At 38.5% G+C, this 26,873-nt stretch carries 23 protein-coding genes; 15 read left to right on the forward strand and 8 right to left on the reverse strand.

The genetic code is table 11. The features are described 5' to 3' along the window. Nucleotides 1-177: 177 nt before the first annotated feature. The gene (locus BM141_RS14350; RefSeq protein WP_221407683.1) at nt 178-2,136 is read left to right on the forward strand and encodes a tetratricopeptide repeat protein; all 1,959 of its coding nucleotides are present in this window, start codon (nt 178-180) and stop codon (nt 2,134-2,136) included. Between the two features lie 6 nt (nt 2,137-2,142). On the opposite strand, the gene BM141_RS14355 is transcribed toward BM141_RS14350, so the two are convergent. Next, nucleotides 2,143-3,027 (reverse strand): hypothetical protein, encoded by an 885-nt coding sequence (locus BM141_RS14355; RefSeq protein WP_143090940.1) that lies wholly within the window; start codon nt 3,025-3,027, stop codon nt 2,143-2,145. A 224-nt stretch (nt 3,028-3,251) separates the two neighbouring features. Between BM141_RS14355 and tatA the strand changes: the two genes are divergently transcribed. The 6 genes from tatA to BM141_RS14385 all read left to right on the forward strand — a co-directional run bounded on the left by tatA (nt 3,252) and on the right by BM141_RS14385 (nt 10,997). Further along, complete coding sequence (tatA, locus tag BM141_RS14360) at nt 3,252-3,464, forward strand: twin-arginine translocase TatA/TatE family subunit (protein ID WP_091546978.1); 213 nt, start codon at nt 3,252-3,254, stop codon at nt 3,462-3,464. A gap of 98 nt (nt 3,465-3,562) precedes the next feature. Further along, nucleotides 3,563-4,990, forward strand: coding sequence for an Asp-tRNA(Asn)/Glu-tRNA(Gln) amidotransferase subunit GatA (gatA, locus tag BM141_RS14365; RefSeq protein ID WP_091546981.1), 1,428 nt, complete (start codon nt 3,563-3,565; stop codon nt 4,988-4,990). 175 nt (nt 4,991-5,165) lie between these two features. Continuing rightward, complete coding sequence (locus BM141_RS14370; protein ID WP_091546984.1) at nt 5,166-5,726, forward strand: SiaB family protein kinase; 561 nt, start codon at nt 5,166-5,168, stop codon at nt 5,724-5,726. 5 nt (nt 5,727-5,731) lie between these two features. Further along, nucleotides 5,732-6,118, forward strand: coding sequence for a DUF1987 domain-containing protein (locus BM141_RS14375; protein ID WP_317039459.1), 387 nt, complete (start codon nt 5,732-5,734; stop codon nt 6,116-6,118). A gap of 231 nt (nt 6,119-6,349) precedes the next feature. Beyond that, nucleotides 6,350-8,917: a zinc-dependent metalloprotease gene (locus BM141_RS14380; protein WP_091546989.1), complete on the forward strand. Its 2,568-nt coding sequence runs from the start codon at nt 6,350-6,352 to the stop codon at nt 8,915-8,917. A 235-nt stretch (nt 8,918-9,152) separates the two neighbouring features. Then, complete coding sequence (locus BM141_RS14385; RefSeq protein ID WP_091546992.1) at nt 9,153-10,997, forward strand: phosphoenolpyruvate carboxykinase (GTP); 1,845 nt, start codon at nt 9,153-9,155, stop codon at nt 10,995-10,997. A gap of 17 nt (nt 10,998-11,014) precedes the next feature. Here BM141_RS14385 and BM141_RS14390 read toward each other — a convergent pair whose 3' ends face one another. Then, a complete protein-coding gene (locus BM141_RS14390) occupies nt 11,015-11,872 on the reverse strand; it encodes a sensor histidine kinase (protein ID WP_221407684.1) in 858 nt (285 codons plus the stop codon). 522 nt (nt 11,873-12,394) lie between these two features. On the opposite strand from BM141_RS14390, the gene BM141_RS14395 reads away from it, so the two are divergent. Together BM141_RS14395 and BM141_RS14400 are read left to right on the forward strand one after the other, a co-directional pair. Then, nucleotides 12,395-13,231: a phytoene/squalene synthase family protein gene (locus tag BM141_RS14395; protein WP_091546999.1), complete on the forward strand. Its 837-nt coding sequence runs from the start codon at nt 12,395-12,397 to the stop codon at nt 13,229-13,231. A 3-nt stretch (nt 13,232-13,234) separates the two neighbouring features. Further along, the gene (locus tag BM141_RS14400) at nt 13,235-13,729 is read left to right on the forward strand and encodes a hypothetical protein (RefSeq protein WP_091547003.1); all 495 of its coding nucleotides are present in this window, start codon (nt 13,235-13,237) and stop codon (nt 13,727-13,729) included. Between the two features lie 17 nt (nt 13,730-13,746). Here BM141_RS14400 and BM141_RS14405 read toward each other — a convergent pair whose 3' ends face one another. Further along, on the reverse strand, nt 13,747-14,598 hold the full coding sequence (locus BM141_RS14405) for a sugar phosphate isomerase/epimerase family protein (protein ID WP_245764068.1): 852 nt from the start codon (nt 14,596-14,598) through the stop codon (nt 13,747-13,749). Between the two features lie 217 nt (nt 14,599-14,815). On the opposite strand from BM141_RS14405, the gene BM141_RS14410 reads away from it, so the two are divergent. From BM141_RS14410 to ung, 4 genes are all read left to right on the forward strand, one after another. Further along, nucleotides 14,816-16,540 carry an SPOR domain-containing protein gene (locus BM141_RS14410; RefSeq protein ID WP_091547015.1) on the forward strand — a complete coding sequence of 575 codons (1,725 nt, stop codon included), beginning with the start codon at nt 14,816-14,818 and terminating at the stop codon, nt 16,538-16,540. Between the two features lie 141 nt (nt 16,541-16,681). Continuing rightward, the gene (locus BM141_RS14415) at nt 16,682-18,238 is read left to right on the forward strand and encodes an acyl-CoA carboxylase subunit beta (RefSeq protein ID WP_091547019.1); all 1,557 of its coding nucleotides are present in this window, start codon (nt 16,682-16,684) and stop codon (nt 18,236-18,238) included. A 41-nt stretch (nt 18,239-18,279) separates the two neighbouring features. Continuing rightward, nucleotides 18,280-18,588, forward strand: a complete 309-nt coding sequence (locus BM141_RS14420; RefSeq protein ID WP_091547026.1) for a HesB/IscA family protein — start codon at nt 18,280-18,282, stop codon at nt 18,586-18,588. Between the two features lie 24 nt (nt 18,589-18,612). Further along, on the forward strand, nt 18,613-19,278 hold the full coding sequence (ung, locus tag BM141_RS14425) for a uracil-DNA glycosylase (protein ID WP_091547030.1): 666 nt from the start codon (nt 18,613-18,615) through the stop codon (nt 19,276-19,278). Nucleotides 19,279-19,338: 60 nt separating this feature from the next. Here the strand turns inward: ung and BM141_RS14430 are convergent, their stop codons facing one another. The 5 genes from BM141_RS14430 to pruA all read right to left on the reverse strand — a co-directional run bounded on the left by BM141_RS14430 (nt 19,339) and on the right by pruA (nt 25,495). Continuing rightward, nucleotides 19,339-19,944 (reverse strand): superoxide dismutase, encoded by a 606-nt coding sequence (locus BM141_RS14430; protein WP_091547034.1) that lies wholly within the window; start codon nt 19,942-19,944, stop codon nt 19,339-19,341. Between the two features lie 193 nt (nt 19,945-20,137). Next, a complete protein-coding gene (locus BM141_RS14435; RefSeq protein WP_091547038.1) occupies nt 20,138-20,620 on the reverse strand; it encodes a YybH family protein in 483 nt (160 codons plus the stop codon). Between the two features lie 234 nt (nt 20,621-20,854). Further along, a complete protein-coding gene (locus BM141_RS14440; protein ID WP_091547042.1) occupies nt 20,855-21,316 on the reverse strand; it encodes a DUF4920 domain-containing protein in 462 nt (153 codons plus the stop codon). Between the two features lie 74 nt (nt 21,317-21,390). Continuing rightward, nucleotides 21,391-23,679 carry a transglycosylase domain-containing protein gene (locus BM141_RS14445; RefSeq protein ID WP_091547045.1) on the reverse strand — a complete coding sequence of 763 codons (2,289 nt, stop codon included), beginning with the start codon at nt 23,677-23,679 and terminating at the stop codon, nt 21,391-21,393. Nucleotides 23,680-23,863: 184 nt separating this feature from the next. Beyond that, a complete protein-coding gene (pruA, locus tag BM141_RS14450) occupies nt 23,864-25,495 on the reverse strand; it encodes an L-glutamate gamma-semialdehyde dehydrogenase (protein WP_091547048.1) in 1,632 nt (543 codons plus the stop codon). 435 nt (nt 25,496-25,930) lie between these two features. On the opposite strand from pruA, the gene BM141_RS14455 reads away from it, so the two are divergent. Further along, nucleotides 25,931-26,542 (forward strand): hypothetical protein, encoded by a 612-nt coding sequence (locus BM141_RS14455; RefSeq protein ID WP_091547050.1) that lies wholly within the window; start codon nt 25,931-25,933, stop codon nt 26,540-26,542. Between the two features lie 3 nt (nt 26,543-26,545). Then, a complete protein-coding gene (locus BM141_RS14460) occupies nt 26,546-26,836 on the forward strand; it encodes a winged helix-turn-helix domain-containing protein (protein ID WP_091547937.1) in 291 nt (96 codons plus the stop codon). Nucleotides 26,837-26,873: the final 37 nt, after the last annotated feature.

Genomic DNA, 26,873 nt, shown 5'->3' on the forward strand with positions numbered 1-26,873 from the left:
CAGAAGGATTGGATAAATTTTTTTAAATTGAATGATTTTTTCCACTAAAAATTAGTATATTGGTCTTATGAAGAACACCATAACAACTCATAGATGCTATTTGCAAAAAAATTCTATATATTCTTTGTCATTTTTTCTATAGTTCTAACAAGTTACTGCGCAGCACAAAATCTTGCTTTGATAGATAGCTTAGAAAAACAGCTAAATCTGCCTATTCATGATACTATCAAAGGGCAAGTATTAGTAAACTTGGCAAGGGAACTCTATGCTTTTGACCCTCCCCGAGCCACTCAGTATGCCAAGCAAGGAATAGAATGGAGCAGGAAAATCAAGTATGCCTGGGGCGAAGCGATGTCAATAAACTATTTAGGATTGATGGCTTATTTTAGAGGGGATAACGTAGAGGCGACTGACCTACACTTGTCTGCGTTAAAGATAGCAGAAAAAGAGCAACTCCAAGACGTAATCGGGTTCACTTTTATCCGCTTAGGTACAATCAATAAAGACGAAGGCAACTACGATAAAGCCAAAGAATATTATACCCAAGCCATTGCGCATCTAAGAGCCATAAATCATGCTCTTTACCTTAGCTATGCTCTTAACCAAATGGGCTTGTTTTTAAATATTCAAGGCAAGTACGAGGAAGCCCTTGCACATTTTCAAGAGGCTTTGGCTATCTCCAAAGGCATCAAAGATGAAAGGCATATTGCTGTTTGCCTATATTATATTGCTGAGGTATATCTAAAAAAAGGAGATGACGATACTGCACTATCCTATTACAAAGAGAGTTTCCAATTCAACAAGAAAATCAACAATCTTCTTTTGTATGCAAGCACGATGAATAACATAGCAAAAATTTATCTGAACAAGAACCAAATAGAAGAAGCGATTATTCATAGCAGAGTTGCCCTAAAAAAAGCCCAGCAGGTAAACCTAAAACATGAAATAGAAGGTGCTTATCATAACCTTTATCTTGCTTACCTAAAAAAAAACCTGACAGACAGCACTCTAAAATACCAAACTTTGTGGATTGCAGTAAAAGATAGCATATTTAACGAGCAGAAAAACAGACAAATTATTCAACTCCAAAACACCTACGCCCAAGAAAAGCAACGAATAGAGATAGAAAAACAAAAAGTAGAGTTAGCCACAAGAAATATTATTATTTATGCCTTGGGGAGCATTTTTATACTGCTTAGCCTCATGGCTTTTATTTTGTATAGAAATAATCTTATAAAACATCGCAACAATCTGAGACTACAAAAACAAAAAGAAGAAATCCTGCAACAAAAACGACATATTGAGGAACAGAACGCTAACTTACAGCTTTTAAATGAAGAAATTACCCAACAAAAAGAAGAAATCGAGTCCTTAAACAATCACTTAGAAGATTTAATCGAACACCGTACACTTGAACTAAAAAAAGCTGTAGATGAACTTTCCAAACAAAATCAAGACTTACAGCAATTCTCTTACATCGTTTCCCACAACCTTCGCTCTCCCGTAGCACGCATATTAGGTTTAGTCAATATTTTAGATTACAAGCAAATTAAAGACGAATACAATCAGCAAGTTCTTTCCCACCTATCTGATGTATCTAATAGCTTAGACACCATTATCAAAGACCTTACCCAAGTCATAGCGATTCGGAATAGCTTGGACAAAACAAAGGAAACAGTAAACTTAGAAGAAATTACGCATTTGGTACTTCATCACCTTTCCAATGAAATTGAAAGTACAGACGCTTGTCTAAAAATTAATTTTTTGCAAGCTAAAGAAATACTTTTTATCAAAGCCTATGCTCAGAGTATTATTTACAATTTGATTTCCAATGCTATCAAGTACCGTTCCCATAAAAGGAAGCCTCTTATAGAGATTTGCACTTATGTTTCAGACCCATACATTATCCTTGCAGTCAAAGATAACGGCATAGGCATAGATTTAAAAAATGTGGGGACTTACAAAATCTTTGGGCTTTATCAGCGCATCGCTACGCACATTGAGGGCAAAGGCATAGGACTTTATCTCACTAAAACTCAAGTAGAAACCTTAGGCGGTAAAATAGAAGTAGAAAGTGAGCCAGACAAAGGAAGCACCTTCCGCGTATTTTTTCCGTCAGCTATACAAAATAACTAATAGCATCTAATCTTTGAGATAAGTACTACCCTTAGGGAGCAGATCTGCTAAGTCTTTGATAGCTACTTTCCCTACTACAAAAGGAGGGAGATTGCATTCATTACCAAGAGTATAAGAGAAAGCCAAGCTATCCTTAAAAACACCCATATAAGCCTCTTTTAAAAAACTAATATTAGCAAACTTCTGCTTGTAAGCATTGATAGACTCCTCCGCAGGTTTAGCATAGGCATTTTCTGCATAGTTATCTATCTCTTTTAAAAACTTAGCCTGTAATTTTTCGCCAATAATTTTCTGTGCCTGACCTGTTTTAGCTCCAAATATATCCTTTAAGCCAATCACGTCTTTCTTAGCAATAGAGTATGTTACCAGTTTATTTTCTTTGTTTTCACATTCCATACCACTTGCCATATACTGATAGTTAAACTCTACGGTAATCAAATCCTGATTGATGAAATACACAGAGTCTATGCGTTGTGTACTTTCATAGCTTGTTTCTTCGTCTTCTAAGGGACTTTTTCCTGCAATTTTGATAGAATCTAAGCGGGCAATGTTAGCAAACTCAGTCGTGATTTCATTGAGCTTAGCAAACTTACTACGGTCTGCAAAAAAAGTGTAGTAGATATGCTCCTCTATTTGTCCTTGTTTGATGAAAACGTGATGACGAGTAAAATTAATATTGTTTACAGCAAAATTTTGTTGTTTTCTAAAAATACCATTTTCGCTGGCATTTTCCTCATCTGTGATAGCCCTGTTCCGACCCTCACCATCAATTTCATACGTAGAATCTTGCAGTTTAGTTTGTTCATTTTTAGTATTTTGACCCATGTCACACCCAGTAAGCAAAGACATAATGACAAGCAAACAACAAATAGCAAACAATCGGTTTTTCATATCTCAAAAATATATTAAAATCTTATGTACTATTCCTGCAAAATTATAATATAGTTTTGAGATTCACAGATTTTATCTTTACCTCATCTGCAGAAAACATCGATAAAGACCGATTAAAATTACATTCATTTCACTTATTTGTGTTTTTTTGTTAAAAAGTCATCAATATTGAAATTTGTTTATTACATTTGCATAATAAGTACATTTTATTTTTAAACCCAACGATGACTATGGCACAAATATTTGCTTTCATTGGCGGTTTGGGAGGGACAGAAATCCTAATGATTCTGTTTATTATCTTGTTGCTTTTTGGAGCAAAAAAGATTCCTGAATTGGCGAGAGGCTTAGGTAGAGGCATTAGAGAGTTCAAAGATGCTACCAAAGAAATCAAAAATGAACTGGAAGAAAGCGTAAAAGATGACTCTAAGAAGTCTTAATCCTTGTTTTGCGTTCTCATAGATAAAAAGATGATGCCCTTTTGGTAAAAAGGTATCATCTTTTTGTGTTTAAAAAACTTGTTAATTTTACTTACTCCATGTTTACTTCACTCAAACAAATTCGACAGTCAATCCAAGAACAAAAAATTTCGTGCAAAGAAGTTGTTTCCAGCTACTTAGCTACCATCCAAGCCAAAAAACACCTCAACGCTTTTTTGGAAGTCTATCAGGACGAAGCCTTAGCCAAAGCAGAGGAAATCGATAAAAAAATTCAAACAGGAAAAGCTGGCAAGCTGGCAGGAATGGTCATAGGGCTAAAAGACGTAATATGCTACGAAAACCACAGCCTACAAGCCTCAAGCCGTATTTTAGAGGGCTTTAAATCCCAATTTTCTGCGACAGTAGTAGAAAAACTCTTAGCCGAAGATGCCATCATCATCGGGAGGCAGAACTGCGATGAGTTTGCGATGGGGTCTTCCAATGAAAATTCCGCTTTTGGTGCAGTACTCAATGAAATAGACAATACAAGGGTTTGTGGAGGCTCCTCGGGAGGCTCGGCAGTAGCCGTACAGGCAAATATGTGCTTGGCTTCTCTCGGCTCAGATACAGGAGGCTCAGTACGCCAACCTGCCTCTTTTTGTGGTATTATTGGGCTGAAGCCCACTTATTCAAGAGTTTCAAGACATGGACTCATCGCTTATGCCTCCTCTTTTGACATCATCGGTACGCTTTCTAAGTCCATAGAAGATACAGCCTTGCTCTTAGAAGTCATTGCAGGAGAGGATAATTTTGACAGCACAGTTTCTAAGCGTACTGTACCTACCTACTCCCAAATGCTTGATTTAGATTATAAACCTAAAATCGCCTACCTAAAAGAAACCATTGAAAATGAAGGGCTTGAGCCTGATGTAAAAAATAATATTCTCCAGACCATAGAAAAACTCAGGAGTTTAGGGCATGAGGTCGAGGCAGTGCAGTTTCCTTTATTAGAGTATATTTTGCCTACTTATTATATTTTAACTACGGCAGAGGCAAGTACCAACCTTTCCCGCTATGACGGGGTGCGCTATGGCTATCGTAGCCCTAACGGAACGGACTTAGTTTCTATGTATAAGCGCAGTCGCTCAGAAGGATTTGGAGAAGAAGTAAAAAGACGTATCCTGTTGGGTACGTTTGTGTTAAGTGCAAGCTATTACGATGCCTACTTTACTAAAGCCCAAAAAGTAAGAAGACTCATAGCCAATAAAACCAAAGAAATTCTCTCCCAATATGATTTTATTATTTCCCCTACTGCCCCTACAACTGCCTTCAAAATCGGAGAAAATACCAATGACCCTTTGGCGATGTACTTAGCCGATATATTTTCCGTTCAGGCAAACGTAGCGGGAGGGCTTCCTGCAATTTCTATTCCTAATGGATTTGACCAAAAAGGCTTGCCTATTGGCTTGCAAATCATGGCAAATAGCTTTGAAGAAGCTAAGCTATTGGCATTTAGCAAGTATTGGTTAGCACAAAAAGGAGGATAAAGACTGCTAAACACGAAATATTGGTTTTTTTATACGATTTTTTACTTTACCTATTGACATTTTCATTGCAATTTTGTTATTTTTGACGCATTAAAGTTTTTAATAAAGGTTCATTGGTTTTAAAATTTATACCCAAAGTTAAGTTTTCTAATTATCATGCTTGAGAGCATTTTTTATGGAAGAAAAATTCAGTAATTATAATTTTTATTCAAGTTTTAGAGAAAATAAAATTTCTCTGGCTTTTCAAGGAATGATTTCCCAAGATTTGCTTTCTTTGATTGGGTTGAGCCTACGCAGGAAAAATGACAATGAAATGGTAGCCAGAAGGTTATTTGGCTTGGTAATAGAGTTGGCACAAAATATTTATCATTACTCCACAGAGAAAGCCTACTCAGAAAAAGATAAAAAAGAAGTGGGGGTAGGAATTATTGCGATTGGGGAAACCAATGAGCATTATATTGTCTGTTCGGGCAATAGAATGGACAGTAGAAAAATCAAACTCATTAGTGAGCGTTGCGACTACATCAATCAGTTAGATGAGGAGGGGTTGAAAATGTATTACAAAGACCAACGCCGCAATCCAAGTGTAGAAGATAGCAAAGGAGCAGGTTTAGGACTGATAGACATGGTGAGAAAGTCAGGCAATCCGCTTACTTACATTATCAACGACAGCGATAAACCCAATGCTTTCTTGACCCTTGCTGTAAAAATAAACAAAACATTAGCCACAACTTAATAATAATGATGGAAGATTTTTACAACCCTCCAGACCATTTTATACCCGAGATACGTTTTAAAGCAGCTACTGGTGAACTGAATATTTCTGGTGAGTCTTTCCACGAATATTCTGTAGAGTTTTACCAGCCTGTTTTTGACTGGCTTCATAGGTTCTTAGAAATTCCTAACAAAACAATCACTATGAATTTTAAGATGACCTATTTTAACACCAATACTTCGCGCCGCTTTTTAGAAATATTTGATTTATTAGAAGATTATGAAAAAAATAAGGGTGGGCGTGTAACGGTAAACTGGTACTATAAGGCTCATGATGTAGATATGAAAGAGAGTGGAGAAGAATACATGGCAGATACTAACCTGACAATCAACTTGATTCCCTACGTAAGTTAGTATATATCATTTCCCAATCACAGGCAAGGTCTATTAGGCTTTGCTTTTTGTTTTTTGCAAATTATCCTACATTTTTCGTATTTCTTTTTTTCTTGCTTTGATATTTTGCATTAAAAATTTCTTTACTTTGGCGACAAAATCAATTCACATTATCTAACCTATATCTTCATCTCATATTTGTTTTTTATTTTATCTATTTTATTTCATTTACCAATTAATTATCAGTATTTTATGAAAAAACGACTTAAACTAAGTGCGATACTATTTTCTTTGTTTGCTTGCTTTGTTCTTGCAAAATCAGAAAATATTTTTGCTCAAAGACGAGGACAAGATGCCGACAAGCCAGCTACGACTACCTCTACCACCACTACCCCGCCTCCACCTGCCAAAGGAGGTATCAAGCCCTACAAAGAGGTCATCACCAGTAAGGCTATTACCAGCAAAGGTTTGATGACGGTTCACAAAGTAGAGGATAAGTGGTATTTTGAACTTCCTGATAGTGTATTTGAGCGAGAAATCATGGCTATTACGCGCTATACCCGAGTACCTGCTGGTGGGGGCAGATACGGAGGCGAAGAGGAAAATAGGCAGGTAATCAAATGGGAGAAAGCGCCTGACAATAAGATATTTTTGCGTTCTATCACTTATGTATTTGTCAGCCCTGATAGTACTAAGCCAATTTTCAAGGCAGTCAAAAACTCTACCGCAGACCCCATCATTGGTTCTTTTGAAATCAAAGCTATTCGCAAAGATACTTCGGTGGTGATAGACGTTTCGGATTATTTCAAAGGAGATAACCAAGTATTTTCACTTAGCCCGTTTAGGAAGCAACTTTTCAAAATCTCTTCGTTCCAAGCTGACCGCTCCTATATCCAAAGCATCAAAAGCTATCCTATCAATACAGAAATTCGTACAGTAAAAACTTTTGCCACCCAAGCTCCACCGCTTACTCCTCCGCCAGTCCCACAACCGGGAGTATATATCCCTGCAGGTTTAGATGCAGGAGTAATTACGATAGAAATGAATACTTCTATGATTGCCTTACCCAAAGTGCCTATGCGTAAGCGTTATTTTGACCCCAGAGTAGGCTATTTTGCCAATGGCTACGGTACTTTTGAGGAAGAATCCCAAAAAGCAGACGAGGAGGTTTTTGCTGTAAGGTGGAGATTAGAGCCTAAAAATGCAGAAGATGCTCAAAGACAAAAAAGAGGCGAACTCATAGAACCCGCCAAACCTATCGTGTTTTACATAGACCCTGCCACCCCAGAGAGATGGAGAAAATATTTGAAGCAAGGCGTAGACGATTGGCAAGTAGCTTTTGAGAAAGCAGGTTGGAAAAATGCTATTCGTGGCGAATATTGGGACGAGAAAGACACCACCAAAAGTCTGGAAGATGCTCGCTTTTCTGTCATTCGCTACTTTGCCTCTGATATACAAAATGCTTACGGTCCTAACGTACATGACCCCCGTACAGGTGAAATTTTAGAAAGCCATATCGGCTGGTATCACAACGTCATGCGTCTGCTAAGAAATTGGTACATGATTCAAACTGCGGCTGTCGACCCACGAGCGCGCAACAAAAAGTTTGATGATGCACTTATGGGAGAGCTTGTTCGCTTTGTTTCTTCTCACGAAGTAGGGCATACGCTTGGGCTAAGGCACAATATGGGGGCAAGCTCGGCTACGCCTGTGGAAAAACTCAGAGATAAGGAGTTTATCAAGCAAAATGGACATACTTCTTCTATCATGGATTATGCGCGTTTTAACTACGTAGCCCAGCCAGAGGATGGCATTACAGACCTATTCCCAAGAATTGGCGACTACGATATTTGGGCGATTGAGTGGGGCTACAAGTACTTTGCTGATGCCAAAAGTGCAGAAGAAGAAAAAAAATTACTTAACAGCATTACCAAAGAAAAAGTAAAAAATCCTCGCTTGGCTTTTGGCTCGGAAGTAAGTCCACACGACCCCCGCTATCAGACGGAAGACTTAGGGGACGATGCTATGAAAGCCTCCGAATATGGTATTAAAAATCTAAAACGCATTTTACCAAACTTACCTGCTTGGTCAAAAGAAGACGGGGAAAGCTATACGGAATTAGTAGAACTCTATGACAACGTAGTAGGGCAATTCCGCCGCTATGTAGGTCATGTAGCAAAAAATGTAGGTGGGATTTATGACACACCTAAAACCTATGATATGCAAGGTGATGTCTATGAGGTAGTTCCCAAAGCCAAGCAAAAAGAGGCAATCGCTTTCCTCAACAAACATCTTTTTGAAACGCCTACTTGGTTGCTTGACCCAAATGTACTCAACAAAATTCGCCCTGAGCAAGGCATAGAAGCGATTAAAAGTATGCAAGATTTTGCACTAAGTAACTTGCTTTCAGGAGATAAGATGATACGCCTCATGGAAACAGGGGGAAAAAATGCAGCGAACTATAACTTAGATGAACTCATGACGGATTTGCGCACAGGAATATGGTCAGAGCTGAGAACTAAAAAGCCTATAGACATTCACCGCCGTAACTTGCAAAAGGTTTTTGTAGAAAAGGTAATTGCAGCACTGAATCCTACTCAGCCCGCTACCTTAGCCTATGTGCCTGTGGGAGGAGCGTATGGTTTTAATACGCGTAGAGTAGATTTGAAAACTACCGACTTGCCTTCTATTGCTCGTGGACATTTAGAGGCATTGCTTGGAGAAATTAGGGCTTCGCTTCCTCTGATAACTGACAAAATGAGCCGCTATCACTTGCAAGATGTAGTTAAACGCATAGACAATGCACTGAATCCTAAATAGTAGCAAATTGATAGTATAAAAAATCATCAAAAGCTATTCTATTTAAGCATGGAATAGCTTTTGATTTTTCGTTGTAATTCCCTCCTCAGTTCCATTTGACACCATCGCTCAATATTTTTTATTCAAACAGTGATTTATATCATTTTTACTTATCATTCAATCGCTTAAAATTGTATAAAAAATTTTAATTTTAACAAGTTCATAATAAGCAAGGTAAATCTAAATTTCAAAAATCATGCTCGTATCAAAATATCCTAACAATCTAAGCCACCAAGAAATCATTGCTTGGGTGCAGCAAACTGCCGAGTATTGTCAACCTAAAGAAGTATATTGGTGTGATGGCTCTGAGCAAGAATATCAGCAAATGTGTCAAAAATTGGTTGATAAAGGTACTTTTATCAAACTCAATGAACAGAAAAGACCCAATAGCTACGCCTGCTTTTCTGACCCAAGCGATGTAGCACGCGTAGAAGATAAAACTTTTATATGTAGCTTACGAAAACAAGATGCAGGTCCGACCAACAACTGGGTTGCTCCTAAACAAATGAAAGCAACCCTGCAAGCACTCTTTAAGGATTGCATGAAAGGACGCACTATGTATGTCATTCCTTTTAGTATGGGTCCCATAGGCTCGCCTTTGGCAAAAATCGGCATTCAAATTACTGACTCTGAGTACGTAGTTGTAAATATGAAAATTATGACTCGCATGAGTCCAAAGATATGGGATATTTTAGGGACAAGTGGAGATTTTGTGAAGTGCTTACATTCGGTAGGTGCGCCTCTCCAAGAGGGACAGCAAGATGCTAAGTGGCCTTGTAATCCTACGGTCAAATACATTGTTCACTTTCCAGAGGAGCGTGCTATCGTTTCTTATGGCTCAGGCTATGGAGGAAATGCTCTTTTAGGCAAAAAATGCTTGGCTTTGCGTATCGCATCTGCTATAGGAAGGGAAGAAGGGTGGTTAGCAGAACACATGCTCATCTTAGGTGTCAAAAGCCCTCAGGGAGAGAAAACTTATGTTGCTGCTGCTTTCCCAAGTGCTTGCGGAAAGACAAACTTTGCTATGCTCATACCTCCAAAAGAGATGGAAGGCTGGGAAATAACTACCGTAGGGGACGATATCGCTTGGATACACCCAGACGAGGAAGGTAACTTATATGCGATTAATCCTGAGGCAGGTTATTTTGGCGTTGCACCCGGCACCAATGAGAAAACTAATCCTAATGCGATGGCAACTATCGCTAAAAATACCATTTTTACTAATGTAGGCATTACGCCCGACGGCGATGTGTGGTGGGAAGGCATGAGCAAAGAAGCCCCTGAAGGTTTGATAGATTGGACAGGTAAACCCTATGACCCTAAAAGCGGAAAGCCTGCTGCACACCCCAACGCCCGCTTTACTACACCTGCTTCCCAATGCCCAAGCATAGACCCCGACTGGGAAAACCCTAACGGAGTACTGATTAGTGCATTTATTTTTGGAGGTAGGCGAAGCACTACTATACCTCTTGTTTATCAGGCATTTAATTGGAATTTTGGTGTTTACTTAGCCTCTACTATGGGTTCTGAAATGACTGCGGCTGCCTTTGGTGAGATTGGCAAAGTGCGTCGCGACCCTTTTGCAATGTTGCCTTTTTGTGGGTATCACATGGCAGATTATTTCAATCATTGGCTGCAACTGGGACGCAATCTCAAACGCCCTCCACGTATTTTTGGAGTCAATTGGTTTAGAAAACACAAAGACGGCAAATTTTTATGGAACGGCTTTGGGGACAACATGCGCATACTCAAATGGGTGATAGACCGCGTCAAAGGGAGAGCATCTGCCCAAGAAAGTGCCATAGGTTGGATGCCTCTATACGAGGACATAGATTGGAGAGGCTATGAGTTTAGCCGTGAGGATTTTGAGAAAATCAATAGCATAGATAACGAAGCATGGAAAGCTGAACTATTGGCTCATGAAGAGCTTTTTGAAAAAATGTATGACAAATTGCCAAAGGAATATGTAGCTATGCGCGAATTGTTACTTTCGGCTTTATGGCGTTCTCCTGAGAAAACAGAATTAGCAGGCGAGGTATAAAATACGAATAGCAGGTTTCAATTTGAAATTACGGGCTTAGAGGCACTCAAGTCAAAAGAGATTTCCGTGCCTTTGCCCTGCTCGCTCCAGATTTGGATGGGGCTTTGATGTAGGTCAAGGATAGCTTTGGCGGTAATCATGCCCAAACCCAAGCCACTCTCGTTGGCTGTGCCTTTTTGTGTACTTTTGCGACTTGGATTGAATAGGTTTTGGATTTTAGCCTTTCCCATACCTATTCCTGTGTCTTTTATATGCACGCTTATCTTGCTGTCAATTACCTTTGCACCCAGCACGACTGCATCGCCTTTTCTACAAAACTTTACTGCATTGGACACAAAGTTGCTAATCGCTTGCTGAATCATGCGTTTATCGCCCTGAGCGAGAGGCATATTAGCTTCATGGATTTCCTTAGATATACTGACTCCTTTTTGTATGGCTTGTTTTTCGTAAAATGCAAGGACTTCATCTATAACTTTTTGTATGTCAAAGTCATCTATTTTCAAAGAAAAATTTTTGACTTGTAGGCTTGACCATTCTAATAAGTTACTCATCTGAAAAAGCAACTTCTCCATTTGCAGATTGAGATAGCTTACAGATTCAGAAACCAATGGATTCTCAATATTTTCCACATCTAATTGGACTAAATCAATCATGCTTTTTAGGCTTTTGAGAGGGCTTCCCAAATCAAAAGAGATGATGCTATAGAGTTTATCTAATTGTTCTTTCAGGTCTTGTACTTGTTTTTGACTATCTGCTAAGTGCTGAAAAACGTGCTTTTGCCCATTAATCGCACCTTCCATATCTAAAAGATATTTAGACAGTAAGTTTTCATCTTCTATTTGTCTAATCAGTTCTATAAGTTGAGATTGAAGCATATCACTTTGATTTTGTTTATAGACTTTTTCCCGAAGTTCAAACGGATAAATCATCTCGAGGGGCTTACCCTTGAAATCAAACTTCCGTAAGACTCCTAAGCACTTGTGCCAACAAAGATAACACATTTTCGCCTTTGCAAGCATATTATAGAAGGTTTCAGGAAAACGGAATAAGATTTTGTAAAATGTATGAATTTAGTTTTTTGTACCTCATGACCGCTATTAGGTTTGCTTTTGGCAATAAATGTTAAAAAGGTAACAGATAAGGCTTTTTTGCATAAAATTCCTTAGATTTACTTTCATTTATGTCCAAAAGGCAAATGCCATCTGTGATAATCCTTGGACTGAAGTAAAATCTTTACAGTTAAGATGGTATTAACTAAGTGCCTTTACTTACATCAGCAAGTATATAAATAAAAAATACACATTCATTTCAACTCATAGCAAACAAGCAAGCATGTTTTTAGTTATAGTGTTATCTTAACCAAGTTGCCAAAATAGAATCTTAATCACCATTTCCTTATGATGGAACTTTTTAACCTAACTACTTTCAAGTGTAGTGAAATTGTTACTAAAAGTTATAGCACCTCTTTCTCTTTAGGAATCAGGATGTTTGACCGTAAGTTACATGCACCTATTTACGGGATATACGGTTTTGTTCGCTATGCTGATGAAATTGTAGATACCTTTCATGGCTACAACAAGAAAAGACTGTTGGACGATTTCAAAAAAGATACTTTCCAAGCCATAGAGGACAAGATTAGCCTCAATCCTATTCTGCACTCTTTCCAAATAGTAGTAAATAAATATAATATTGAACATGAGTTAATTACTGCTTTTTTGCATAGTATGGAAATGGATTTGTACTTCAATGAGTACAATCAAACGCATTACGAGGAGTACATTTACGGCTCTGCAGAAGTAGTCGGGTTGATGTGTTTACGAGTATTCTGTGAAGGCAACGAAGAAGCCTATCAGCGTTTGAAGCCTGCGGCGCGTAGTTTAGGTTCTGCGTTTCAAAAAGTAAACTTTTTGAGAGATATGAAAAGTGATTATTTTGAAAGAGGACGTACTTACTTCCCCAATGTAGATTTCAAGAGATTTGACTACCAAGCAAAAAAAGAAATAGAAGCAGACATTCAGCGAGATTTTGACCATGCCTATACAGGTATCTTGCAGTTGCCTAAATCGGCTCGCTTAGGGGTTTATTTGGCTTACATCTATTACTTAAAACTATTTAGAAAAATACAAGAAACCGCTCCTACCAAAGTAATGAATGAGCGCATCAGAGTTCCTGATACAAAAAAGTTTACGCTTTTGGTCAAGAGCTATGTTAAACATCAACTTAACTACATCTAAAGTATGCCTTTACCGCAACTTGTGAAAAATGGAGAAATCGATATTAGCATTTTGCGAAAGGAGTACTTAAAAGCAGTAGAAGATAGCAAAGGCATTGATTTCTTACTTCATACGCTCAAGAAAGTAAATTCTCAAAATGGGTTGGTAGTAGCTTATCAAGCCTGTTTAGAAACTCTAAAAGCAAAATCTCTGTGGAATCCTTTAGAAAAATTAGCCCTTGCCAAGCAGTCCCAAGACACTTTTGCAAGAGCAGTTGCACTCAATCCACATCATTTAGAAATCCGATTTTTACGTTACTCTATCCAACTCTCTCTCCCTTCGTACCTATATTTGAGCAATCATTTGGAAGAGGACAAACAAGTAATTTTAAGTCTTTTGCAAAAAAAAGATTTCCAAGACATAGACAAGGAAAGTTTGCAAATCATCACAGATTTTCTCCTTCGTCAAGGGCAACTGCAAGCCTCTGAAAAAGAAATAGTGCAAAAACTTTCCTTGTGAGATAAGAGATGGGTTAATTAATACTTCAACTTTTTCAAATAATCAAAACTCATTTTAATACTCTCCAGCGGAGGGCGTTTGCAAACATCTTGCTCTACAAAAAAGTGCTTCATGCCCGCTTTGCCCGCATTTTGAAAAATCTTTTTAAAATCAATCACTCCTTGTCCTACTTCTGTAAATTCTTTTTTCTCCGTCTTGTCCATGTCTTTGACGTGCCAAAGAGCAAATCTATTAGGATATTTCTCAAAATAAGCAACTGGGTCTTGCCCTGCCTTCACTGTCCAGAAAATATCCATTTCCATGGTCATTAGGTCGTTGGGAATATTCTGTAACAGATAGTCAAATAGCATCTGCCCTTCGACAAGGTCAAACTCAAAGGCGTGGTTGTGGTAAGCAAATTGGATTCCTGCCTTTTTGCAGGCTTCGCCCGTTTTTGAGAAAAGCTCAACCAAAGTTTTGAAGTCATCTAAACTTTTACGTTCTTGAGGAGCAGTAAAAGGGCAAACGATAAATTTTTGACCAATGGTGGCAGAGGCTTCTATCATCTCATTTAAGCCATTTTTCAAAACAGCAGTACTTACGTGTCCGCTGATAGCTTTTAGCCCGTTATCACCTAAGAGTTTTCTGAACTCCGCAGGTGTTTTCCCATAAAACTTGCCTTCTCTATATCCTGCCAGCTCTACTTCCTTATAGCCGATAGCAGCCACCTTTTGCAAGGTAGCAGTTGGGTCTTTGTCCATATCAGACCTGACTGTATAGAGTTGAACTCCTTGAGTTTTGATGCGAGCCGCTTGCATAGCTTGTGGCAAGAGAGCCATTGCAGTAGCACCAACTAATGATTTTTTTAAAAAAGTTCTACGATTTTCCATTTTCATCGTTATTATGAGTAAACTAAAAATAGTACAGTAAAAGTGAGGTATTGATATGTATTATGGTATGAAAATTATTACTTTTTTGTAAAAAAATATGTTTGTCTAAATGATTTTTTTGCAAAATCCTGAGATTTTATTTTATTTAAGACTGATTCTTTGTTAGTTATGATTTTTTACGTATTTTCACAAAAATTATTTTAATCAACCAATTTTTATGATTTTCAAATTAAGCCGATTTACCCTTTTTACTTTTTTTCACTTATCTTTTACTATATTTTTACTTGCTCAAGAAAAAAAGAAGCAAGTATTTGTTATTCAATTAGGTAGCTTTAAGACTCCTGATGAAACCAGATTTACCTCTCTTGCGGATTTGGGCGAAATCTATACAGAGTATGTCCCCAGCATAGGATTTACTCGTATCAAACTTGGATATTATGAAACACGCAAGAAGGCAGAGGAAATATTGAAAATAGTACATTTGCGAGGTTATACAAAAGCACAAATAGTTACAGACTTTATTGTTGAAAAGACTAATTATCCTATTACTAAGGTAGAAAGTAACTCTTCTGTTATCTCACCAAGCAAGCAAGATACTACCCCAACGGAAGGACGCAAACTTGGAAGACCACCTATGGCGCGCCCTCCCGCTTATTCTATTCAAGTAGAAGTCAATGAAAAGAAGATAGGAAAGACAAATATTGATGACTTGAATCAAATTGGGAGAGTATTTGAAGTAGAGCAGGATTCCATTAAAAAATTATCAGTTGGTATTTTTGCTAATAAAGACTCCGCAGAAGTAAACTTAGCCAAAGTACGCCGAATGGGTTATAGAGATGCTTTTATAGTGGAAACCAACTTACAAAATGTGCTGACTACCCTCCCAAGCAGTTCTATGAGCGAAGGTTTAGCACAAACTTATCGCCCTATTCGCAACTTAGAAACGGCAAGTTTCTACAAACGTATGGAAGGCAAACTGAACAATACTTATGACGTAATTGTTCATGCTTATTTCTCGAACAATTCTATTACAGGATTTTACGATGACCCAAGAAGTAAATTGCGCAAAAAATTTGTGTACTATGGCTATCGCGCAGGTACAAATAACCTCCCTGAAACACAGTTTTCTTCTGAAAATGGCTTGATGGTGAAAGCCTCTGCAAGCCCTAAAAATGAAGGTGTTAAACTTTCTTTTGCTGTAAAAGATATAGAAACAGGAGAAAACCTTAACTTCTCATTAAGAGAAACCTATCCCGCAGGAAGTGCGCAATTTGATGTTATTAATATTTATAAGAAAAAAAGCTACAATAAAGCAGGGGAGAAAGAGGTAGGGGTGGACTTGTACATAGAGTATCCTGCAATTATTGGGCTTGGCTCGCGGGCGATAGAAAATAAAATCAACATGGCAGCAAGCCAGTTATCTGACCAAAGTGGCGAAACTATGATGGGCAAAGTAGATGCCTACCTAAAAGAAGGTTTAGAAAAAGTAAGCAAAGAAAATCAACAATATCAATGGCTATCGCAGACCTATGAAACAAAAATTTTAGAAAATACAAAAAATCTACTTAGCCTCAGAATGAGCAGCGAACTGATTTTGGCAGAGCCAGAAAGCAGGGTACTGCATAAATCCTTTAATATGTCAAACGGTTCAGAAATTACGCTCAAAGATGTACTTAATGTGGGATTTGAAACTACGCTAAACCTCATACTGAAAGATAAGATAAGCAAGCAGTATGCTAAACTTCGTCCAACCCCTGCTGAAGTAAAAACAACGGTAGAAGAAATGATAAAAAACTACTACTTTACTACACAAAGCATTGTGTTTTTCAGAGATTATCGAAAAAATCAAACCATAGCTGAAGCCGTAGAAATTACTGTTCCTTATAGCGATATTAAGTGGCTTATCAATAAAAATGGTTTTTTAAGTAGCTTTGTAAAATAGTCAATCATAAGGAAAATCTATTAGGTTTGACGATTTAAACTTTACAGAGCATTTTTTATTAGGTACTTTTAATTGTTTTGCGTAAAATTGCAAATCAATCTTAATCATCTCATAATCTTATATACCTCATTTCCTTTTACCATGACAAAAGCAGAAAAATTAGCACTTTTAGAAAAGAAAAATGCAGAAGCATTGCTTGGAGGGGGACAGCAACGCATAGATGCACAGCATAAAAAAGGCAAACTTACCGCAAGAGAACGCATAGACCTACTCTTAGATGCAGGGTCGTTTGAGGAAATTGGTAAATTTGTCATGCACCGTTGCAAAGATTTTGGCTTGGACAAGGAGTATTATTTAGGCGATGGGGTAGTTACAGGCTACGGTACTATTCATGGGCGTTTAGTCTATGTTTTTTCGCAAGATTTTACAGTATTTGGAGGTTCTCTTTCAGAAACTCATGCAGAGAAAATCTGTAAAATCATGGATTTAGCCATGAAAAACGGAGCGCCAGTCATCGGATTGAATGATTCGGGAGGGGCAAGGATTCAAGAAGGTGTAATGTCCTTAGGCGGATATGCAGATATTTTTTACAGAAATACAAGGGCTTCGGGAGTGATTCCGCAAATCTCCGCTATTATGGGACCTTGTGCGGGGGGGGCAGTGTACTCTCCTGCCATCACTGATTTTATTTTCATGGTAGAAAATACCTCCTATATGTTTGTTACAGGTCCCAACGTAGTCAAAACAGTTACGCATGAGGAAGTAACCTCTGAGGAGTTAGGTGGAGCGAGTACGCATAGCACCAAGAGTGGAGTTACGCATTTTTCGTGTGCCAACGAGGTAGCCTGTATCAACGACATCAAAAGACTATTGAGTTTTATCCCACAAAACTGCGAAGATGAACCACCTATGCTTCCTTACCAAAGTGAAGATAACGAGATTAGACCTCAACTTAATGACATTGTACCAGAAAATCCCAATCAGCCTTACGACATGAAAGAGGTGATTTATGGCATCATAGACGAGGGCGAGGAGGGCTTTTTTGAAGTACATAAAAACTTTGCGGAAAACATCATCGTAGGTTTTGCCCGAGTAGCAGGACGAAGCATCGGAGTTGTTGGCAATCAACCTGCGGTCTTGGCAGGGGTATTAGACATCAACTCAAGCGTAAAAGCGGCGAGGTTTGTTCGTTTTTGTGATTCTTTCAATATCCCGCTGTTAGTGTTAGTTGACGTGCCGGGCTTCTTACCGGGAACTGACCAAGAATGGCATGGCATCATTACCAATGGAGCAAAACTATTGTATGCCTTTTGCGAAGCTACCGTTCCAAGAGTAACAGTCATTACGCGCAAGGCTTATGGAGGGGCTTACGATGTGATGAATTCTAAGCACATAGGGGCGGACATGAACTTTGCTTGGTACTCAGCAGAGATAGCTGTCATGGGAGCGAAAGGGGCAGCAGAAATCATTTTCAAAAAAGAAATCAGTGAAGCTGAAGACCCTGAGGCAAAACTCCAAGAAAAAGTAGAGGAATATACTCATAAATTTGCTACCCCTTACAGAGCGGCACATCGAGGGTTCATAGACGAGGTCATCAAGCCCGAAGTTACGCGCAAAAAATTAATTTCTGCTTTTCAAATGCTTGAAAACAAAGTAGATACCTTGCCGAGAAAAAAACATGGGAATATCCCTTTGTAAAAGAAAAAGTTAGAAAAAATAACATCAAACTTTTTAAATGTATGCTGAAACCTATTAGCATAACGCATAGAGCAGTACAAGAAATTAAGCACATCATGACCAATAAAAATATCCCCGAAGGCTATGGACTAAGGGTATTGGTGCAAGGTGGGGGAGGCTGTGGAGGTGCTAAGTTTCGCTTAGGCTTCGACAAACTCAAAGAGGGAGATATGCAGTATGAGATTGAGGACATTCCTATTTACTATGAAAAAAAACAATTAATGTATCTCATGGGTTTGGAAATAGATTTTGAGGAAAGAGCCGATGCCAGAGGCTTTGTGTTTAATCCTACCCCACTCACAGTAGAATAAGTAAAAACTTTAAATATCTTCTTCATGGACGTTAAAATCGCACCTTCTTGGAAAGAAAGATTGGCAGGAGAGTTTGAAAAAGAATATTTTAAAAATTTAGTAGAGTTTGTCAAGCAGGAGTATCGCACCCAGACCATTTACCCACCGGGTAAGCTGATTTTCAATGCTTTTGACAAATGTAGTTTTGAAGATGTCAAAGTCGTCATTATTGGACAAGACCCCTATCACGGAGCAGGACAAGCCAACGGGCTTTGCTTTTCGGTAAATGACGGGGTAAAAAGTCCTCCTTCTCTACTCAATATTTTCAAGGAAATAAACCAAGACTTAGGCAAGCCTATGCCCAACTCAGGCAATTTAGAGCGATGGGCGGTGCAAGGAGTGCTGTTGCTCAACGCTACTCTGACCGTAAGAGCGGGACAGGCTGGCTCGCACCAAAACAAAGGCTGGGAAACTTTTACCGATTCAGTTATCAGAGTAATTGCTGAGCAAAAAGAAGGCATTGTGTTTATGCTCTGGGGAAAATACGCTCAAGACAAAGGCAAAATAATAGATACCCAAAAACACTGCATACTGAAAGCCCCACATCCTTCGCCTATGGTACAAAAACCACCTTTTTTTGTAGGAAGCAAATGCTTCAGCCAAGCCAATGAGTATCTGAGAAAGAGAGGCTTGAAGGAAATAGACTGGTAGAACAAAACTTTAAACTTTCCGAAAGTTTTAAACTTTCGGAAAGCTGTTAAAGCATAGTTTTTACTTCGCTTGTGCGTATCTCTTGGCTACCTCCGCCCAGTTTACTACATTCCAAAAAGCAGTGATGTAGTCTGGTCTTTTATTTTGATATTTGAGGTAGTAAGCGTGTTCCCAAACGTCCAAGCCTAAGATAGGTGTACCTTTATCGGAGTTCAAGTCCATCAATGGATTGTCTTGGTTAGGGGTAGAGCAGATTTTTAACTCTCCATTATCTACAATGAGCCATGCCCAACCAGAGCCAAATCTGCCTACTGCTGCTTTGGCAAACTCCTCTTTGAAGGAAGCATAAGAACCAAACTTAGCATTGATGGCTGCCGCAAGGTCGCCTGTAGGTTCTCCACCACCATTGGGGGACATAATCTGCCAAAACAAGGAGTGATTGTAATGACCTCCTCCGTTGTTGCGAACTGCCACAGGATATTTGCTGATATTTTTCATCAAGTCCTCAATGGACATATTTTCCATTTCTGTACCTTTTACCGCATTGTTCAGATTGGTAACGTAGGTATTATGATGTCTGCCGTGGTGAATTTCCATCGTCATTGCGTCGATGTGAGGTTCTAATGCCGCCTTGTCATAAGGCAATGCAGGTAACTCAAATGCCATAATTTATTGATTTTTAAGTTTAAAAAAATAAATTGAAATTTTAATTAAAAAAACAGATACACGACTGCCGCAATATGCTTCATGTTTAGAATGAGTAATTTCATCATTTTATGAAAAATAAAAAGCTGCATACTGCCTTAGTCTATACAAAAATAAACTTTTGAAGGTTCGTTTTGTTTACGAATTTTAGTAATTAGCTCGTATGGTCGACTACAATTAGCCACTTGCCTTTGATTTTCCTAAAAATAAGAGAAAAGAAGCCTCCTATATCCCCTTTGTCCTCTGAGCGTTTCAAATGCCACTTTCCTATGACAAAATACACTTTTTTATCCATCTGTTCGTGATGCACAATATCAAATTTGAGTGTACCCATAGTAGCCCTGTCAGGATAGGTTTTCAGGTATCTTTCATAAGTGCTTTTCCAGCCTTGCGTTACTCCATTTTTACCTATAAACTTCAAACTATCTGATTTCCAATAACCTTGCATGAATACCTCTATATTTCCTTCGTTCCATGCCTTTTCCTGAGCAGAAAGTAGGCGTTGGATTTCCTCCCATGCTTGATTTTTTTGGGCAAACGTAGAGAAAGAAACAAGCAAGCTAAGCCATAATAGATAAAAAAATTTAACAGATACGAAATTGTTAATGCCATTCAGGATTGAGGTATGATTTGTCATAAGTCTTATATTTGTAGAGGTATATTACTTAGTACAAAGTAAGGTATTTCTTCCCGAATAGTCAAGTTGGTTTGAGCAATGTAACCAGCCTCCCTAAAAATAAAAGAGGTTATTAAGAGAATAATCGCGCCTAAGTCAATTAAAGCAAAAGTCATAGCCATTCCACCCAACTGCAAAATAGAATAGCTATGACTTTTTTTGATAATGTATTCTTTAACTTACTGCAAAAAATGATTATTTTTTCTTTATAATTACGCCTTTTGCCTCAAAAGTAAGTTCCTCTTTGGGCTTATTGATTTTCTCTATTTCTTCCTTAGATTTTCCTGCATCTTCCGCATAGTGCTTCAAAGTAGCTACGTCTGTTACTTCTTTTTGAGCTACTCCTTCTATGACTACTTTTTGCCCGTTAGCATCTTTGGGGACAAAGAAAGCATAATCCTTGAAAGTTACGCGCATTTTTTGGTTATTCCCTATATCAACGGTCATCCAGCAACCTTTTTTCTTGCAGACTTCTACGATTGTACCTGTTACCTTCGCTTCCATAGTCTTTTTATCTTTCATTTTTTCAGATAGCTTGGTAGCTTCAATAGCCCCTGATTCTGTGATTTTTTCACCAAAATAGCTCACCTCTTGGGCATTGGCTTGATGAAAGATAAGTATGAACGCACAAGCGATTAGATAAATTAACTTTTTCATAAATATTAAAATAATTAAGTGATTAAAAATTAGATGCTTCTAAGTAATATGACAAAAAATCATTGTATTGGGTTTCAAAAATCATTCCGCAATGGGTCTCCTTTGGGAATAGTATATTCAGTAGAATCTCGAGTCATTTGCATATATTGAGAACAATCCAACTCTACTTTCAAAGTTTCTGGTCTTGGGAATCTACCTTTGCTGTAAGCTCTCTCTTCGCAGAGTTGCTTATCCTGATAGACCTGCTCCATGAATTTGGCAAAAATAGGCAAGGACATATACGCACCTGACCCCATCGTTAAATTTCTGAAGTGGATACTTCGGTCATCGCCTCCTGTCCAGACACCTACCGACAAATCCTTGCTCATGCCCATAAACCAGCCGTCTGAATAATTAGAAGTTGTACCTGTTTTGGCGGCGATTTCATTCTCGCGTCTAAACTGATAACGTGCTATTCCCCATGCAGTTCCATTATTCTCTTCGTTAGAACCTCTCAAAAGGTGGGTCATAATGTAAGCTGTCTGCTCACTTAGTACTTCTTTTTTCTGAGGAATTTTTCTAAAAATTACTTTACCATTTTTGTCTTTGATTTCTACCAAAAAATTAGGCTCTGTCCACGTTCCCTTATTGGCAAAGGTTGCATAAGCCCCTACCATGTCAAATACTGAAACTTCGCTTGAACCTAAGCAAAGAGCAGGCACAGGGTCTAAGGGGGTAGTAATTCCTAAGCGTTGGGCATAGCTTACTAATACTTTGGGGTCTTTGAGCTTTTCCATGAGGTAAGCGGCTATGGAGTTGATAGAACCTGCCAAAGCACGACGTAGGGTATAAGGTTTCTGAGAGTATGAGCCTGTGGCATTTTTGGCTGTCCAAGTCCCTCCTGCTGGCAGTGGGAAAACTCGTGGAATATCAAGCACCTGCTCGCATGGGGAGTAGCCTTGTTCCTCAATAGAGGCAGCATATACAAAAGGCTTAAAAGTAGAACCCGGCTGCCTTGTGCCTTGCTTGACATGGTCGTATTTAAAATACTTAAAATTGATGCCCCCTACCCATGCCTTAATATGTCCTGTTTTTACTTCCATAGCCATCATTCCTGTTTGTAGAAAATGTTTGTAGTAGCGTATGGAATCTACAGGACTAAGCATCGTGTCTTTTTCATGCTTAGGGTTATCCCAAGTAAACACTTTCATTTTTACTGGGGTATTCATGATTTTTTTGATATGGAGAGAGTCATCGCCAAACATTCTTTTTAGTTCCCTGTAACGCTCCGTTCTCACTTGTACTTTCTCTATAAAGTTGGGGATTTCTCGTCCATTTTCATCTATCCATGGATTGCGACCCTTCCAATGGGTAATAAAATCCTTTTGCAATTTAACCATGTGCGTATCTACCGCCGCTTCTGCATACCTTTGCATTCTGGAGTCTATGGTGGTGTAAATTTTTAGTCCATCAGAGTACAAATCGTACCCGTTTTTCTTGCACCAAGACTGTAGGTAGCGGGCGATGTAAGCCCTAAAATAAGGAGCCAAACCCGCATTATGGTCGCCTGCATCGCCCAAGTTGAGTTTTAAATCTTGAGTTTTTAAGTTTTCGGCTTCTTCTGAGGAAATAAAATCATATTTTTCTAATTGCTCTATCACTGTATTGCGTCTGAGCAAGGCTCTTTCTGGTCTTTTAACAGGATTAAAAAGAGTTGGATTTTTCAACATTCCTACCAAAAGAGAGGATTGCAAGAGGTTTAAACTATCAGGAGAAGTATTAAAATACGTTTTTGCCGCAACTTTGATACCGTAAGCGTTCTGACTGAACTCAACGGTATTGAGGTACATTGTTACGATTTCTTTTTTGGTGTAGGCACGCTCTAACTGCACTGCCAAAATCCATTCTTTAGTTTTACTAATCAACAGGCGAAGTAGTGGTACATCAGAGAGTTTGCCCTCTAACTCTTCTGATGTACGCGTGCTAAAAAGGTTTTTAGCCAACTGTTGGGTGATTGTACTTGAACCTCTGCGTTTGCCCATGAGCAAAGTGGGAATCACAGCAAAAGTACCTTTGACATCTATGCCTGAGTGGCTCTCGAAGCGTATATCTTCTGTAGCATATAGGGCTTTTAGCAATTGGGGGGAAATTTTTTCATACTCTACAGGGCTTCGATTTTCTCTAAAATACTTTCCTAATAGCACTCCATCAGCAGAGTACAATTCAGAAGCTATCTCACTTTGGGGGTTTTCCAGTTTGGTCAGGTCAGGCATACCGCCAAATAAGCCCATGAAGTCCACACTCACTAAGATAAACCATAGCAAAGCACTCCCTAAACCTACTAAAAATAATATCCAAGCCGCTTTGATATATTTTAAATACATATCTTGATTTAAGCCTAACTAAACAAAATGGATTTGATGTAGAAAACTATACTCACTGAACTATACAATTATAACCCCACAAATATAATAAATGTAAAATAAGTACATGACAAAAAAGCCAAAGTAAATTTTACAAACATGCTTACTAAAAGCGCTTAGAGATAGCAAAACCTCTTTTGGTGTTCTATTCTTCTCCCAAAAACGGATAGCGATAGTCTGTAGGAGGCACGAAAGTTTCTTTGATGGTGCGAGTAGAAACCCAACGCAAGAGGTTATACATCGCTCCTGCTTTGTCGTTTGTACCAGAAGCACGCCCCCCACCAAAAGGTTGCTGCCCTACTACCGCTCCCGTAGGTTTATCGTTGATATAAAAGTTTCCAGCGGAATGGAGCAGTTTTTTAGAAGCAAGTTCAATCGCATAGCGGTCTTGGGCAAAAATAGAGCCTGTGAGCGCATAGGGCGAGGTCATATCCGCCATTTCCAATACCTCTTCGAAAAGTTCAGGCTGATAGACATAAATCGTCAGAACAGGTCCGAAGATTTCCTCGCACATAGTAACGAATTGGTTATCATCTACTCGGAAAACCGTTGGCTCGATGAAGTAACCCACCGACTTATCGTAGTTACCCCCAGCGATGAGTTCTACGCCTCTTGCTTTTTTGGCTTCGTCTATGTATTTGGTGATTTTATCAAAAGCCCTTTCATCTATAACCGCATTAACGAAATTGCTGAAATCTTCGGGCGAACCCATTTTTATGCTTTTCAAGTCCTCTACCAAGTAGTTTTTCACTTCTTCCCATAAGTTAGCAGGGATATAAGCACGAGAAGCCGCAGAGCATTTTTGTCCTTGGTATTCAAAAGCCCCTCTTACTAAGGCAGTAGCTAAGGCTTTGGCATCGGCTGACTTGTGGGCAATGACAAAATCTTTCCCTCCTGTTTCTCCTACGATTCTTGGATAAGACTTGTATTTGTGTATATTATTCCCAATCGTTTTCCATAAATGTTGGAAAACGCCAGTACTCCCTGTAAAGTGTAAACCTGCAAAATCAGGGTGATTGAAAATTACGTCCCCTGCATCGGGTCCTTCGGTATAAATCAAGTTAATTACTCCATCAGGTAAGCCCGCTTCTATCAAAACTTCCATAAAAACCTGAGCAGAATAGATTTGAGTAAAAGCTGGTTTCCAAACAACAGTATTGCCCATGAGTGCGGGCGCGGTAGGCAAGTTGCCTCCGATAGCAGTAAAATTAAAAGGGGTAATGGCAAAAACGAAACCTTCCAAAGGTCTTTGCTCTATGCGATTCCAGATTCCTGATGAGGAAATAACCTGCTGGCTATAAATTTCGGTCATAAAATACACATTGAAACGCAAAAAGTCGATGATTTCGCAAGCCGAGTCTATCTCTGCTTGGTACACATTTTTAGACTGCCCAAGCATCGTTGCTGCATTCATTTTAGCCCTGTATTTGGTGGCTATCAAATCAGCCGCTTTCAAGAAAATGCTTGCTCTGTGTTCCCAACTTAGGTTTGCCCAAGCGTATTTTGCCCCTAAAGAGGCTCTTACGGCTTGCTCTACATGCAGGCTATCGCCCATGTTGAAATAGCCCAAAGTATGCTGATGCTCGTGAGGGGGAGAAATACGGACTTTTTGCTCGGTATAAACTCGCTCACTCCCAATATACATGGGAATATCCACTACTTCAGACTTCATTTTCGCAAGCATTGCCTTGAGTTCTTTTTTCTCAGGCGAATTGGGTGCGTAACTTTTTACAGGTTCGTTTATTGGTGTCGGTACTTTAAAATTTCCAAAATTCATGGTTAATTAATTGATTTTTATGCGTATCAAGGGGATATTAAAGGACAATATCCATGTTACTAATATTTTTAAAATCTAATCTTTAACAAATTCTGTTTTGCTACCTCATATAACTAAGAACACCATAGGCGTGCGATATTAATAGAAAATTGATATTTTGCCGTCAATATATAAAACCTCGTAGAGGTGGCATTTTTGGCATACAGAGAAACTAACTCTTATAAAGACAGGCATAAATAGATAATATTTTTCTACTAAAATGAAAGCCCTAATAAGCATATAAGTATTGTAAAATACGGTAGTACTTACAATCAAATTGCAAATATGTAGAAAATCATCTTTTTTGCAGTCATTGCTTGCTAATTATTTTGGTAAAAAAACTTGGAAGTTTATTATTTTTGATTTTACTTTGTATTTCAAAGTACTTTGTGTAAAATGGACAAAGAAAAATACATAGAAGATTTAAAGGAGATTAAAGACATCATGCACCGCTCTAAGCGGTTCATTTCCCTTAGCGGGCTTTCAGGTGTTTCTACAGGAGTAGTAGCCCTAATAGGGGTTTTTCTTGCTTATCAAATAGTTTTTAAAGGCAATGACTACTTGGTGCATCATGCCGTAGGAATAAGTAATGAACATCTTAGCTACTTACTTTTAATTGCGACGGGAACGTTAGTTTTATCAGTATGGAATGCCATTTTTTTTACACATAGAAAAACAAAAAAGCAAAATCAAAGCGTTTGGAATATACAAACAAAGCAACTACTGTTGAACTTACTGATTCCACTTATCACAGGCGGCATACTTTGCTTGCTATTTTTAGCCAAAGGTTTTGTAGGGGTCTTACCGCCGCTGACTTTACTGTTTTATGGGCTTGCCCTTGTGAATGGGAGCAAATATACCTTACCCGAGATACGCAACTTAGGCTTAATAGAGATTTTGGTAGGGCTAATTGCATTTCATCTGGTGGAATACGGCTTGTTTTTTTGGGCATTGGGCTTTGGTTTGGTGCAGATTATTTACGGTTTAATTATTCAAAGAAAATATTAGGTGGTGAAAGAAATTCTCAAAGACTTAGACAAAGCATTCGAGAATAGGATACGCCTGGGCATTATGTCGGCATTAGTAGTAAACGACTACTTGGACTTCAATGCTTTGAAGGAACTGCTGGAAGTTACTGATGGCAACTTGGCGAGCCACCTAAAAGCATTAGAAAAAAGCGAATACATTACCTATAAAAAGGAGTTTTTAGACCGAAAGCCAAACACCAATTACTCAGCAACTGACAAAGGGAAAGAGGCTTTCAAGAAACATATCAACGCAATAGAGCAACTGCTGAAATAAAATATTTTAGGAAAAATGATTTGCAAAAAAAACTTCT

Source organism: Thermoflexibacter ruber (assembly GCF_900113045.1).
Classification (GTDB): Bacteria; Bacteroidota; Bacteroidia; order Cytophagales; family Thermoflexibacteraceae; genus Thermoflexibacter; species Thermoflexibacter ruber.